The organism is Micromonospora sp. WMMA1923 (assembly GCF_049179195.1).
GTDB classification, from domain to species: domain Bacteria; phylum Actinomycetota; class Actinomycetes; order Mycobacteriales; family Micromonosporaceae; genus Micromonospora; species Micromonospora yangpuensis.
Window position 1 is genome coordinate 3,800,688 of record NZ_JBMHLZ010000001.1, and the last position, 13,116, is coordinate 3,813,803.

13 protein-coding genes and 1 pseudogene are annotated in these 13,116 nt (G+C 70.6%); 7 read left to right on the top strand and 7 right to left on the bottom strand.

Annotation, left to right across the window (positions count from 1 at the left end; all coding sequences use genetic code 11):
• Positions 1 to 129 precede the first annotated feature (129 nt).
• The 4 genes from ACN28G_RS17030 to ACN28G_RS17045 form a co-directional block, all read right to left on the bottom strand.
• Positions 130 to 1,740, bottom strand: a complete 1,611-nt coding sequence (locus ACN28G_RS17030; protein ID WP_091441322.1) for a cytochrome b — start codon at positions 1,738 to 1,740, stop codon at positions 130 to 132.
• Positions 1,737 to 2,816 carry a ubiquinol-cytochrome c reductase iron-sulfur subunit gene (locus ACN28G_RS17035; RefSeq protein WP_091441325.1) on the bottom strand — a complete coding sequence of 360 codons (1,080 nt, stop codon included), beginning with the start codon at positions 2,814 to 2,816 and terminating at the stop codon, positions 1,737 to 1,739. The genes ACN28G_RS17030 and ACN28G_RS17035 overlap by 4 nt, the downstream gene beginning before the upstream one ends.
• Before the next feature lie 67 nt (positions 2,817 to 2,883).
• Positions 2,884 to 3,717, bottom strand: a complete 834-nt coding sequence (locus ACN28G_RS17040) for a cytochrome c (RefSeq protein ID WP_091441329.1) — start codon at positions 3,715 to 3,717, stop codon at positions 2,884 to 2,886.
• Positions 3,718 to 3,791: 74 nt separating this feature from the next.
• Entirely contained in the window at positions 3,792 to 4,391 is a 600-nt protein-coding gene (locus tag ACN28G_RS17045) for a cytochrome c oxidase subunit 3 (protein ID WP_175440606.1), read from the bottom strand.
• A gap of 108 nt (positions 4,392 to 4,499) precedes the next feature.
• Between ACN28G_RS17045 and ACN28G_RS17050 the strand changes: the two genes are divergently transcribed.
• The 3 genes from ACN28G_RS17050 to trpD all read left to right on the top strand — a co-directional run bounded on the left by ACN28G_RS17050 (position 4,500) and on the right by trpD (position 7,106).
• Positions 4,500 to 5,423, top strand: coding sequence for a cytochrome c oxidase assembly protein (locus ACN28G_RS17050; protein ID WP_308472668.1), 924 nt, complete (start codon positions 4,500 to 4,502; stop codon positions 5,421 to 5,423).
• Between the two features lie 84 nt (positions 5,424 to 5,507).
• The gene (locus ACN28G_RS17055) at positions 5,508 to 5,903 is read left to right on the top strand and encodes a hypothetical protein (protein ID WP_091441335.1); all 396 of its coding nucleotides are present in this window, start codon (positions 5,508 to 5,510) and stop codon (positions 5,901 to 5,903) included.
• 156 nt (positions 5,904 to 6,059) lie between these two features.
• Positions 6,060 to 7,106 (top strand): anthranilate phosphoribosyltransferase, encoded by a 1,047-nt coding sequence (gene trpD, locus ACN28G_RS17060; protein WP_421479658.1) that lies wholly within the window; start codon positions 6,060 to 6,062, stop codon positions 7,104 to 7,106.
• 249 nt (positions 7,107 to 7,355) lie between these two features.
• On the opposite strand, the gene ACN28G_RS17065 is transcribed toward trpD, so the two are convergent.
• Both ACN28G_RS17065 and coxB read right to left on the bottom strand, forming a co-directional pair.
• Complete coding sequence (locus tag ACN28G_RS17065) at positions 7,356 to 7,781, bottom strand: cytochrome c oxidase subunit 4 (RefSeq protein ID WP_421479660.1); 426 nt, start codon at positions 7,779 to 7,781, stop codon at positions 7,356 to 7,358.
• An 11-nt stretch (positions 7,782 to 7,792) separates the two neighbouring features.
• Positions 7,793 to 8,764: a cytochrome c oxidase subunit II gene (gene coxB, locus ACN28G_RS17070; RefSeq protein ID WP_091441347.1), complete on the bottom strand. Its 972-nt coding sequence runs from the start codon at positions 8,762 to 8,764 to the stop codon at positions 7,793 to 7,795.
• A gap of 171 nt (positions 8,765 to 8,935) precedes the next feature.
• Between coxB and ACN28G_RS17075 the strand changes: the two genes are divergently transcribed.
• The 4 genes and pseudogenes from ACN28G_RS17075 to ACN28G_RS17090 all read left to right on the top strand — a co-directional run bounded on the left by ACN28G_RS17075 (position 8,936) and on the right by ACN28G_RS17090 (position 11,433).
• A complete protein-coding gene (locus ACN28G_RS17075) occupies positions 8,936 to 10,087 on the top strand; it encodes a cysteine desulfurase family protein (protein WP_091441350.1) in 1,152 nt (383 codons plus the stop codon).
• Complete coding sequence (locus tag ACN28G_RS17080) at positions 10,084 to 10,317, top strand: sulfurtransferase TusA family protein (RefSeq protein ID WP_421479662.1); 234 nt, start codon at positions 10,084 to 10,086, stop codon at positions 10,315 to 10,317. Before ACN28G_RS17075 ends, ACN28G_RS17080 begins: the two co-directional genes overlap by 4 nt.
• 110 nt (positions 10,318 to 10,427) lie before the next feature.
• A pseudogene (locus tag ACN28G_RS17085) lies at positions 10,428 to 10,673 on the top strand (helix-turn-helix domain-containing protein); the annotation flags it as partial.
• A 97-nt stretch (positions 10,674 to 10,770) separates the two neighbouring features.
• Positions 10,771 to 11,433 carry a DUF397 domain-containing protein gene (locus tag ACN28G_RS17090; RefSeq protein ID WP_091441355.1) on the top strand — a complete coding sequence of 221 codons (663 nt, stop codon included), beginning with the start codon at positions 10,771 to 10,773 and terminating at the stop codon, positions 11,431 to 11,433.
• 652 nt (positions 11,434 to 12,085) lie between these two features.
• Here the strand turns inward: ACN28G_RS17090 and ACN28G_RS17095 are convergent.
• A complete protein-coding gene (locus tag ACN28G_RS17095) occupies positions 12,086 to 13,063 on the bottom strand; it encodes a carbohydrate kinase family protein (RefSeq protein ID WP_091441358.1) in 978 nt (325 codons plus the stop codon).
• Positions 13,064 to 13,116: the final 53 nt, after the last annotated feature.

Consider the following 13,116-nt stretch of genomic DNA (forward strand, 5'->3'; position numbering starts at 1 on the left):
CTGACCCGGGATATTCCTGCGATCGCGGGGGCTCGGCGGCTCGGGGTGCCTAACCGGACCGACCCGCCACAACGCGACGGCGCCCACCGGAGATCCGGTGGGCGCCGTCGGCGTGCTGTCGGAGAACGGTCAGCGGGAGTCGCCGCTGCCGATCCGTTCCCGCTCGGGGCGGGGCTCGACCGGCGGGTGGCCGGGCGACACCGGCGCCTCGGCCGGCTTCTCGATCGGGTAGAAGAAGCCCCGGATCGCCGGGCCGAGGGCACCGAGCCGGTTCATCTTCTTCGGGACCACCCAGCCGGCGTACTCCAACTCGTGCCCGTCGCTGCTGAGCGGCTGGTGCACCTCGACGAAGCGGCCGTCCGGCAGGCGCCGGATGATGCCGGTCTCCACCCCGTGCGCCAGCACCTCACGGTCGTGCTGCTGCAGCCCGAGGCAGATCCGGTACGCGACGTAGTACGCCAGCGGGGGCAGGAGCAGCAGACCGATCCGGCCACCCCAGGTCATCGCGTTCAGGCTGATGTGGAACTTGTCCGCGATGACGTCGTTGGCGCCGGAGAGGGTCAGCACGATGAAGAAGGTGACCGCCATCGCGCCGATGCCGGTCCGGGCCGGCACGTCCCGCGGCCGCTGGAGCAGGTTGTGGCTGCGGTAGTCCTTGGTCTGCCGGGCCTCCAGGAACGGGTACATCAGGGAGAGCCCGACCAGGATGCCCGGAAGCACCACCGTGGGCCAGAACAGCGGGGGTATGACGTACCCGTCGCCGATCGGAATGTTGATCTCCCAGGCGGGCATCAGCCGGGTCGAGCCGTCGAGGAACATGACGTACCAGTCGGGCTGGCTGGCGGCCGAGACCACCCATGCCTCGTACGGACCGAAGTACCAGATCGGGTTGATCTGGAACAGGCCGCCCATCAGCGCGATCACGCCGAAGATGACCATGAAGAAGCCGGCCTGCTTGATCACGTACCGGGGGAAGAGCCGCTCGCCGACCACGTTGTTGTTGGTCCGGCCGGGGCCGGGCCACTGGGTGTGCTTCTGGGTGAAGACCAACCCGACGTGGACGCTGATCAGAGCGACCAGCAGGGCCGGGATGAGCAGCACGTGGGCGATGAAGAACCGGCTGATGATGATCATGCCGGGGAACTCCCCGTCGAAGATCGACGTGGTCAGCCAGGAACCGATCACCGGAATGGAGAGCATGATCGCCGAGGCGATCCGCAGGCCGGTGCCGGAGAGGCCGTCGTCCGGCAGCGAGTAACCGGTGAAACCGGCCAGGAAGCCGACCCAGAAGAGCAGGCTGCCGATGATCCAGTTCGTCTCACGCGGCTTCCGGAATGCGCCGGTGAAGAAGATCCGCAGCATGTGCACGACGATGGCGGCCATGAAGAGCAACGCCGACCAGTGGTGCATCTGCCGCATGATCAGACCACCCCGGACATCGAAGGAGATGTCCAGGCTGGAGGCGTACGCCGCCGACATGGGGGTGCCCCGCAGCGGGGCGTAGCTGCCGTTGTAGATGACCTCGGTCATCGCCGGCTCGTAGAAGAAGGTGAGGAAGACGCCCGTCAGCAGGAGCACGACGAACGAGAAGAGCGCGATCTCACCGAGCAGGAACGACCAGTGGTCGGGGAAGACCTTGTTGAGCAGTTTCCGGAGCGGGGTCGCTCCGTTGAACCGGTCGTCCAACCCCCGTGCGGTCCTGCCCGGTACCGCGGCAACATCTAGCTTGCGGCGTTTCATGGACGCTCCCAGAAGTCCGGGCCGACAATTTCAGTGTAGTCGCTTCTCGCGACGAAGAAACCCTCGGAATCGACCTCGATCGGCAACTGAGGCAGCCGCCGGCTGGCCGGGCCGAAGATCGGCTTGGCATTGTCGGTGATCAGGAACTGGGACTGGTGACACGGGCAGAGCAGTCGGTTGGTCTGCTGTTCGTACAGGCTCGCCGGGCAACCGGCGTGCGTGCAGATCTTGGAGAACGCGACGTAGTTGCCCCACATGTAGTCGCCGTGCCCGACCTGCTCGTTGGCCTGGCGCGAGCGCTGCGCGTCGTCCTCGCGCAGGTGGATCAGCAGGGTCGGCGAGTCCGCGTGCCGGTTGCTCACCCCGTGGTCGATGCCCGGGAAGACGGTGATCTGACCACCGGCGCTGACGTCGGCCGGGCGGATCGGCCGGCCGTCCTCGCGGATCAGCCGGACCGGCTGCCCGTCGACCGGGGTGAACCCGGTGGTGGCGAGCTGGTTGTTCTTGTGCGGGTCGGAGATCAACCCGCCGACCAGCGGGGCCGCCGCGACCGCGGCGACCGGCGCGAGCCCGGCCAGCAGCGAGATCCCGAGCAGCGGCCGACGCCGCACGCCCAACTCGTCGGCCATGTAGAGCATGGTCTCGCCGGTGATCCGGCGGGACTCCTCGTCCCGGACACCCTCGTGCCGGTCCTGGATCGAGACCTCCTTGGGCAGCAGCTTCTTGCCCCAGATCAGGATGCCGAACCCGACGGCGAGCAGGGAGATGCCCAGGGTCGCCCCGAGCAGCGGGGTGTAGTAGCTGTCCCCACCGCGGCCGGGAGCGTACTCCCACGGCCACCAGATGTAGATCGCCAGGAAGGCGGTCGCCGCCACCCCGGTCAGCAGGAACAGCCCGGCCACCAGTCGGGACAGTCGACGCTCGGCCTTGCTGCCGACGACCACCTGCGGCTCGTAGTGGACGATCTCGATGTCGTCGCGTCGAGCGCCCTCCTGCACGACGTCGAACCGGGTCACCCGGGGGTCGTTCAGGTCCAACGGCTCACGCCGGGCGGGGCTGTCCGTGTGCGCGCTCACGCCGGCACCTTCCTAACGGCGGTGCCGGCCCCCGGCACCACGGCACTGTCACCAACGATCGGTTCGGTCACGACTTACCCGCAATCCACAGGGCGGTGAAGACGAGCGCCACGATACCGACGAGGAAGATGGCCAGCCCCTCGGTGGACGGCCCGTACCGACCGAGGTTGAAGCCACCCGGGTCCTGGTCGTACTTCAGGGTCTCCTGGATGTAGGCGATGATGTCCGCCTTCTCCTGCGGCGCGAGCTGGTTGTCGCCGAACACCGGCATGTTCTGCGGGCCACTGAGCATCGCGGCGTAGATCTGCCGGTCGGTGGCCGGGCTCAGGCTCGGCGCGTACTTGCCGGAGGAGAGCGCACCGCCACCGCCGGCGAAGGCGTGGCACTGCGAGCAGTTGATCCGGAACAGCTCACCGCCGACGGCCAGGTCGGCGTCGCGGCGCAGGTCACCCTCGGGCACCTCGGGGCCGCCACCGAACTGCTGCACGTACTCGGCGAGCTGTCGGGTCTGGTCGTCGGTGAAGACCGGGGGCTTGCGCTGCGCCTGGGCCTCCTGCCGGGCCATCGGCATCCGGCCGCTGCTCACCTGGAACTCGACCGAGGCGGCACCGACCCCGACCAGGCTCGGACCGCGCCCCTCGACGCCCTGCGCGTTGCTTCCGTGACACGTCACACAGCTCACGTCGAACAGGGCCTTGCCCTCGGCTGCGGCACCGGTGACCGGCGGGTTCTCCTGCGCCTGCACGCTCGGGGCGAAAGCGGTGTACGCGCCGCCGGCCAGCGTCAACGCGGCGATCAGCCGGACCGCGGCGCCCAGCCGCCGGCGGCCTCTGCTGCGCGCCACGGACCGCTCGCGAAGGCGCGCGAGCAGACCGCGTCGGCGGTCGTTGTCAGAAGTCATGACCTGTGTCCTTCACCGGTTGGACCTTGTCTGAGGGGACGGGGCGACGGCGCGGTTGATGACCAACGCCAAGATCACTGAAGCCAGTAGATCATGGCGTAGAGCCCGATCCACACGACGTCGACAAAGTGCCAGTAGTACGAGACGACGATCGCCGACGTGGCCTGCGCCGGGGTGAACCGACCCATGGTCGTGCGGATCATAAAGATGACGAAGGCCACCAGACCACCCGCCACGTGCAGCCCGTGGAAGCCGGTGGTCAGGTAGAACACCGAGCCGTACCCGTCGCCGTTGATCTTGACGCCCTCGTGCACCAGCGTCACGTACTCGTTGAGCTGGCCGAGGATGAAGATCAGGCCCATCACGAAGGTGAGCGTGAACCAGCGCCGCAGCGCGTGCACGTCGCCCTTCTCCGCCGCGAACACCCCCATCTGGCAGGTGATCGAGGACGCCACCAGGATCACCGTGAAGGTGGTCGCGTACGGCACGTTGAGCACCGCCGTGTGCTCCGCCCACTGCTCCGGCGCCGCCGCGCGGATGGAGAAGTACATGGCGAAGAGCGCCGCGAAGAACATGAGTTCACTGGAGAGCCAGACGATCGTCCCGACGCTGACCATGTTGGGTCGGGTCAGGGAGTGGATCCGGCTCTTGTCAATGGCTGGGGCCGCAGTCACGCCGTCATTATTGCCCGTGACCTCCGCCGGCGATCAGCGGGGTGGCAATCCGGCGCCTTTCGTGGCCCCCCGGACCAGGTCCGCTTCGCCTGGCCTAGCCTGAAAAGCGTGCTGCTAGTCGATCCGATCCGCACGGCGGCCGCCGAGGCCGGCCCGCCGCCGTTCACCGTCTCCGCGGTGCTCACCGAGACCCGACTGGACAGCTGGCTGGCCCTCGGGCTGGTGGTCGCCGCCGGGCTCTACCTCTACGGCGTGCACCGGCTGCGGGTCCGCGGCGACCGCTGGCCGGTGCTCCGGACGGTCTTCTTCCTCGGACCGGGGCTCGGTGGCATCGCCTCGGTCACCGTCTCCGGGCTGCACGCCTACGACACCGCCCTGCTGTCGGTGCACATGGTCCAGCACATGGTGCTCTCCATGATCGCGCCGATCTTCCTGGCCCTGGGCGCTCCGGTCACGCTGGCGCTGCGCACCCTGCCGCTGCGCCCCCGCAAGCGGCTGCTGGCCGTGGTGCACAGCCGGTTCGCCCGGATCTTCAGCTATCCGCTGGTGGCGTTCGCGATCTTCGTGGTGAACCCGTTCGTGCTCTACTTCACCGACCTGTACCGCTACACCCTGGAACACACCTGGGCACACGAGGTGGTGCACGCGCACTTCATCCTGACCGGCTGCCTGTTCTTCTGGCCGCTGCTCGGCCTGGACCCGCTGCCGGGGCGTTGGCCGTACCCCGGGCGGGCGCTGCTGATGGTGCTGTCGGTGCCGTTCCACACCGTGCTCGGGCTCACCATCATGCAGAGCACCACGCTCTTCGGCGGCGACTGGTACCCGTCGCTCAACCTGAGCTGGGCGGATCCCTGGGAGGACCAGGTGGTCGCCGGGGGCATCCTCTGGGCCGGCGGCGAGTTCGTCAGTGTGACCATGCTCGCCGTACTGGTGGTGCAGTGGGTGCGGCAGTCCGAGCGGGAGGCCCGCCGGATCGACCGGGAGTTGGACCGCCAGGAGGCCCGCGACCACGCCGGGCAGACCTCCGCCTGACCGGTGCGCCCCGGGCGGGCCGTCGTCGGGGTCACCCCGACCGGTACGATCGGCGGGCAGCTACGACGTGGGAGCCAGCCAGCGATGAGCGATCGTCTTTACACCGTCCTGCTCTACAGCGACGACCCCAAGGTCCGCGACCAGATGCGGCTCGCGGTCGGCACCCGGCCCGCGCCCGACCTGCGGGTCGAGTTCGTCGACGCGGCCAGCTACGACGAGTGCATCCGGCTCTTCGACGACTACGAGATCCACCTGATGCTGCTCGACGGTGAGGCCACCCCGGCCGGCGGCATCGGCATCGCCCGCCAGGTCAAGGACGACCGGGACGACGCCCCCCCGACCTGCGTGGTGATCGCCCGTTCGGCGGACCGCTGGCTCGCGGCGTACGCCGAGGTGGACGGGACGCTGATGCACCCGCTCGACCCGGTGACCACCGGCGCGAAGGTCGCCGAGCTGCTCCGCGCGCACGCCCCGGCCTGAGCCACCCACGTCCCACCCCGCCCCGGTCCCGGCCCGCGCAGCGCTGTTCCGAACACCGCGCGGTACCGGCCGACGCCGGGGTGCCGTCGGCGCCGGTGACGCCCGGCCCCGATGGCCCCGTCCACCTCACCCACGCCCCGCCACGGGAGGCCCGCCATGGGCGAACGGACCTGGTCGCACCTGCTCGCCACGCTGCTGCGGGCCGAGGATCTCACCGCCGCGGACACCGCCTGGGCGATGGGCGAGATCATGTCCGGCGCGGCGGGCCCCGCCCAGATCGCCGGCTTCGCCACCGCGCTGCGGGCCAAGGGCGAAACCTCGGCGGAGCTGGCCGGCCTGGTCGAGGCGATGCTGACCCGGGCCGTCCCGGTCGAGCTCCCCGAGGAGGTACGCGCCAGCGCTCTCGACGTGGTCGGTACCGGTGGTGACCTCGCCCACACGGTCAACATCTCCACGATGACCGCCCTGGTGGTCGCCGGCGCCGGGGTACGGGTGGTCAAGCACGGCAACCGGGCCGCCTCCTCCTCCTGCGGCACCGCCGACCTGCTGGAGTTCCTCGGCGTGCCGCTGGACCTCGACCCCGGTCAGATCGCCCGCTGTGTCGTCGAGGCGGGGATCGGCTTCTGCTTCGCCGCCCGGTTCCACCCGGGGATGCGCCACGCCGGTCCGGTCCGCCGCGAGCTGGGCGTACCCACCGCGTTCAACTTCCTCGGCCCGCTCACCAACCCGGCCCGGCCGACCGCCGGCGCGGTGGGTTGCTTCGACCGGCGGATGGCCCCGGTGATGGCCGACGTCTTCGCCGCCCGAGGCGACTCGGTGGTGGTGATGCGCGGCGAGGACGGCCTGGACGAGTTCACCACCACCGCGCCGACCCGGCTCTGGGTGGCCCAGGGCGGCACCGTCCGCCAGGCCGTGCTGGACGCCGTCGACCTGGGGATCCCCCGCTCCGCCCCCGGTGACCTGCGCGGCGCCGACGCCGCGTACAACGCCGACGTCGCCCGGCGGTTGCTGGCCGGCGAGCCCGGTCCGGTCCGGGACGCCGTCCTGGTCAACGCGGGCGTCGCCATCGCCACCCAGGGGCCGCTCGACGGCGACCTCACCACCGCGGTACGCGCCGCGATGGACCGGGCGGCCGAGTCGATCGACTCCGGCTCCGCCGCGCAGACCCTGGACCGCTGGATCGACACCGCCCGCTCCGCCTGACCACATCCCGGCCCCGGCCCCGGCCCCGGCTCCGGCTCCGAAAAGATCTTGGAAGAATTCGGCCCCTCCCCAGGGGCACATTTCTTCCAAGATCTTTCTGCCTTGGGCGCTCACCACACACGCTGAGCCCGCGCACGACGAGGCCGTGCACGACGACGAGGCCACGCCCGCGCACGACGAGCCCGCGCACCGGACGACAAGGCCCGTGCCCCCGGTGGGGGCACGGGCCTCGGCGGTTGAGCTGGTGGGTCAGTGCTCGGCGGTGCGGCGGGTGCCGGTGTAGTACTCGAAGAGCAGGCCGCAGGTGGCGAAGACGACCGCTACCAGGCCCAGCCCGACCAGCCAGAGCTGCCAGAACACCAGGCCGAGACCGGCGACGGAGGCGGCCAGCGCCAGACCGAAGGGCCAGTAGCTGCCGGGGCTGAAGAAGCCGATCTCACCGGCGCCCTCGGCGATCTCCGCGTCCGGCCGGTCCTCCGGCCGCAGGTCGATCCGGCGGGACACGAACCAGAAGAAGCCGCCGAGCATCGAGCAGAGCAGGAACGACAGCAGCAGGGCGGTGGAGCCGATCCACTCGATCTGACCGGAGTCACCTGCCGTCCACGCGCCGTAGAGGACCGTGGTCGCGAAGAGGAAACCGGCGATGATCAGGAAGATGCGCCACTCGGTCTTCATCGGCGTACCCCTCAGTTTCCCGCGCCGGCCGGAGCGTTGTCCGGGTTGAAGTTGCTGGTCGTACGACGGGTGTCGAACGGCTTGGTGGTCTGGGCGTACGGCTCCTCGCCGATGGCCTCCAGCGCCTGCTGGGTGGACTGGCCGTCCTGCTTGGCGGCGAGGAACTGGTCGTAGCGCTCCGGGGAGACCACCCGCAGCTCGAAGTTCATGAAGGCGTGGTAGCTGCCGCAGAGCTCGGCGCACCGGCCGACGTAGGCGCCCTCGGAGAGCAGCTCGGAGACCTGGAAGGAGTTGCGCACCTTGCCCGGGAAGACGTCCCGCTTGAACAGCAGCTCGGGCACCCAGAACGAGTGGATGACGTCGCGGCTGGTCTCCTCGAACCGGATCGACCGGCCGGTCGGCAGCACGAGCACCGGGATGACGTCGCTGGTGCCCAGCACCGAGGCGGTGGTGTTGGCGTCCTCACCCTGGCCGTCGCGGTAGTTGAACTGCCAGTTCCACTTGAAGGCGACGACCTCGACGGTGACGTCGGGGTTGGGCGACTCCCGGTTCACGTCGGTCTGCACGATCGCCGTGTAGTAGAAGAGCACCGAGACGATCAGGATCGGCGCGATGGTGTAGAGGAACTCCATCGGCAGGTTGTAGCGGGTCTGCACCGGCAACTCGTTGCCCCGCTTGCGGTAGCGCACGACACACCAGAAGATGAGGCCCCAGACGAAGACACCGACGGCGAGCGCCGCGATGCAGGAGGCGATCCACAGGTCGTACATCCGCTGGGACTCCGGCGTGATGCCGCCCTGCGGCCAGCCGAAACCGCCGAAGGCCGCACCGACGTCACAGCCCGTCAGCAGGAGCAGCAGCGCCGCCGCGCCGAAGCCGAGCCCGGCGATCCGACCGGCACCACGTCCCCGTCGCCCACCGGCTCCCGGGGAAGCGTTGTGCCGTACGGCGTGGGGCCGTACCTCCGAACTCCTTGCGACCACCTGGTCCTGCCTCCCTAGCGCGCCGCAGCCGGCGATCTCTCGCCGCCGGCGGCAAAGGCGTCACCGACGGTCGCAGATTACTCGACCAATCCGCACTCCACGGCCTTGGGGGTCGCTCTCCGCCCCCGTCGGGGGATCTTGTATCACCGGAGGCGGGTAGCGTTTCCCTCCGTGAGTGCTCCCCCGGTCTACCTGGACGCGGCGACCGCCGCGCCGTTGCACCCGGTCGCCCGGCAGGCCCTGCTGGCCGCCCTCGACGACGGCTGGGCCGACCCGGGCAAGCTCTACGGCCAGGCCCGCCGGGCCCGGCAACTGCTCGACGCCGCCCGCGAGGCCGCCGCGCAGACCCTCGGCGTCCGCGCCGACGAACTCTCCTTCACCCCCAGCGGTACGACCGCAGCCCACTCGGCGGTCCTCGGCGGTCTGGCCGGACGGTACCGGTCGGGCCGCACCCTGGTGCACTCCGCGATCGAGCACTCGGCGGTACTGCACGCCGCGGAACGGCACGTCGCCGACGGTGGCACGACGGTACCGGTGCCGGTCGACCGGCTCGGGCGGCTGGACCTGTCCGCCTGGTCGACGGCGGTCCGGGCACCCGGGGTGGCCCTCGCGGCGCTGATCGCCGCCAGTCACGAGGTGGGCACCGTCCAGCCGGTCGAGGCGGCGGGGCAGACCTGCGCCGACGCTGGCGTACCGCTGCTTGTCGACGCGGCCCAGGTGGTGGGGCGGGCACCGGTGCCGGCGGGCTGGTCGATGCTGACCGCCAGCGCGCACAAGTGGGGCGGCCCGGCCGGTGTGGGGCTGCTGGTGGTCCGCAAGGGCACCCGCTGGGAGTCGCCCTGGCCGGCCGACGAGCGGGAGTCGGGGCGTACCCCGGGGGTGTTGAACCTGCCGGCGGTGGTGGCGGCGGCGGCGAGCCTGCGCGCGGCGGCGGCCGACGCGGCGGCGCAGGCGGCCCGGCTGGCGCCGTTGGTGGACCGGATCCGGTCCCGGGTCGCCGCCGAGGTGCCCGACGTCGAGGTGGTCGGCGACCCGACCGACCGGCTACCCCACCTGGTCACCTTCTCCTGCCTGTACGTCGACGGCGAGGCGCTGCTGCACGCCCTGGACCGGCGCGGCTTCGCGGTCTCCTCCGGATCGTCCTGCACCTCCTCGACGTTGCGCCCGTCGCACGTGCTGGCGGCGATGGGGGTGCTCACCCACGGCAACATCCGGATCAGCCTGCACCGGGAGACCACCGAGGCCCAGGTGGAACGGTTCCTGACCGAACTGCCCGGCATCGTGGCCGACCTGCGCGCCGAGGCGGGGGTGGTGGGACTGTGACCGGGCCGGCCGAGGTGCTCGACTGCCGGGGCCAGCGCTGTCCGCTGCCGGTGATCGCGGTGGCCCGCCGACTGCCCGAGCTACCGGTCGGCACGGTGGTCCGGGTGCTTGCCGACGACCCGGCCGCCGCCGTCGACCTGCCCGCCTGGTGCCGGATGCGCGGCCACGAGTTCCTCGGCACCACCCACGGCCCCGACGGCCCCGCCCACGACCTCCGCCGCTCAGTGTAAGGAAGGGCCCCCTGTTAACGCTTTCTGTCGACAGGGGTACCCCGCTCACCTCCGCCGCACGGCAGCAGCCCTGCCGCACGGCAGCAGCCCTGCCGCACGGCAACAGCCGCATGCCGCACGGCAGCAGCCGCATCTCGCGGCAGCATCCGCGCTGCGGAGCGGCAGTCGCGTCGCGGGGAGACAGTTGGCTGATCGGGGCTGAGTTGAGCCGTTACCGGCGGGACGTGCCACTGTCGTTGAGCGAGCTGGCCGACCGTACCGGGATCGGCAAGCCGAAGCTCGGGCACATGGAGATGGGCCGGTACCAGCAGTTCCCCGAGGACATCGCAACGGTGCTGCGGGCCTGCGGCGCCGAACAGGGCCTGCGGTGCCGAACAGGCCGTCGTCGACCGGCTCACCGCCCTCGCGTCGCGCTCCGACGCCCGCAGCTGGTGGGCACCCTGGGCGCACGTGATGCCGGACTGGTTCAAGACGTACGTCGGCCTGGAGGGCCTGGCCGACGGCGCGTTCGTCTTCGAGTCCATGGTGATACCGGGGCTGCTGCAGACCGAGGAGTACGCCCAGGCGCTCACCCTGGGCACCGGTTTCGTCCGGCCGGACCACGCCGAGCGCTTCGTGTCGTTCCGGCAGGCGCGGGCCCGACGCCTCACCGACGACGAGCCGCTGGGGCTGCACGCGGTGATCGGCGAGGCGGCGTTGCGGCTGCGGGTCAACGGCGACGAGACCCGGCGGGCCCAGCTACGACACCTCGCCACCATGTCCGAGCTGCCGAACGTCACCGTGCAGGTGCTGCGTCCCGAGGACGGGCCGCATGCGGCAGGTGCTATCGGCAAGTTCGTGGTGCTCGACTTCGCCCACGTGCGGCCGATCGCCTACACGAAGCTGCTGGACGGGGCGATGTACGTACAGGACCCGGACGGGGTGCGCACTTATACGATGGTGGCCGACAACCTGCGCCAGGCCGCTCTCTCACCCGCCGAGTCGCGCGCGTTGATCCGGGAGCTGGCCGGCCTGGTGGCGGTGCGCGACAGCAAGGACCGCTCGGGCCCCACCCTCACCTTCGCCGCGGACCGCTGGGCGGCCTTCGTCCACGCCCCACCCCTCCCCCGCACCTGAGCGGACACCGCGCTCAGCCAGCCCCGGCAGGCGGTGACCGGGAAGATCTGACCGGACAATCGAGCCATCTTGCACCCATCCGTCCCGTTTCCGCTCACAGCAGCCCACCTACCTCAACCGCCCACCCACCGCTCGGCGCGAACCCCGAGGTGAATCTTGGACACTTACCGTCGTATTTGGACGGTAAGTGTCCAAGATTCACACCCTATTCGGGTACGGAGAGGGCGCGGCGCTTCGGCTTCGGCCGGGGAGGAGGGAAGGAAAGGGTGGGGGTGAGGGTGAGGGGGCGATCGAGGGCTGATCTGGGCAGCAACCGATCTGGCCGGGAGGCCGAACCACCCGCCCGCGAGCGTCTGCAACAGCCAGGGCAACTTGGAAGAAATCGGCCCCTCGGGGGGCACTTCTCTTCCCAGATATTCTCGCCTCCCCGGCCAGCCGGTCGACGATCACCCATCCGGCCGCGCTGGAGAGAGTTCGCCGCCGCGCCCCGCACCGCCACGCGGCACGGGGACGACAACAACCAAAAAACAGTGCCCACCGGCGAACCGGTGGGCACTGTTTCCGAGATCCAGTCGCTTCCGCCCGCCCGGGATGCCAGGATGCGCCCCCACGCCCAGGGAGGCAGGACACGCCCCGCCCGCAAAGAAGCAGGTCAGCCGATCAGGTGGGGGCGGACCTCGTCGGCGGCGGGGTCGCCGTAGGACTCGGCGAGGCGCTTGACGAAGAGGTCCCGGCGGACCTGGTACTCCTGGGTGCCGACGGTCTCCAGGACCAGGGCGGCCAGCAGCGAGCCCACCTGGGCGGCCCGTTCCAGGCCCAGCCCCCAGGAGAGGGCGGCGAAGAAGCCGGCCCGGAAGCCGTCGCCGACCCCGGTGGGGTCCACCGCCTGGGCCTCCCGGGCGATCGGCACGTGGATCGGGTCGAAGTCGCGCCCGACGATGTCCACCCCGCGCTTGCCCAGCGTGGTGACCCGGACCTTCACCAGGTCGAGCAGTTGCTCGTCGGTCAGCCCGGCCTTGCTCTGCAGCAGGGACTTCTCGTAGTCGTTGGTCATCAGGTAGTCGGCGCCGTCGATCAGCCCGACCACGTCGGAGCCCTCCATCCGGGCCAGCTGCTGGGACGGGTCGGCGACGAAGGCGTACCCGCGCTCCCGGCACTCGGCGGAGTGCCGCAGCATCGCCGCCGGGTCGTTCGCGCCCACCAGGACCAGGTCGATCCCGCCGAGGCGCTCGGCGACGGGGGTCAGCTCGATGTTGCGGGCCTCGGCCATCGCGCCGGCGTAGAACGAGGCGATCTGGCACATCTCGGTGTCGGTGGTGCAGACGAACCGGGCGGTGTGCGCGACCTCGCTGATATGCACCGAGTCACAGTCCACGCCGTGGCGTTCCAGCCAGGAGCGGTAGTCGGCGAAGTCGGCACCGACCGCGCCGAGCAGCACCGGACGCAGTCCGAGCTGGCCCATCCCGAAGGCTATGTTCGCCGCCACTCCGCCCCGGCGGACGACGAGGTCGTCCACGAGGAAGGAGAGCGAGACCTTGTCGAGCTGGTCGGCGATGAACTGGTCGGCGAAGCGACCGGGGAAGCTCATCAGGTGATCGGTGGCGATCGAGCCGGTAACGGCGATCTTCATGTCAACCCTCGGGGTCGGCGGCACGGCGCGGGTCAGCCTACCGGCCGGGGCCG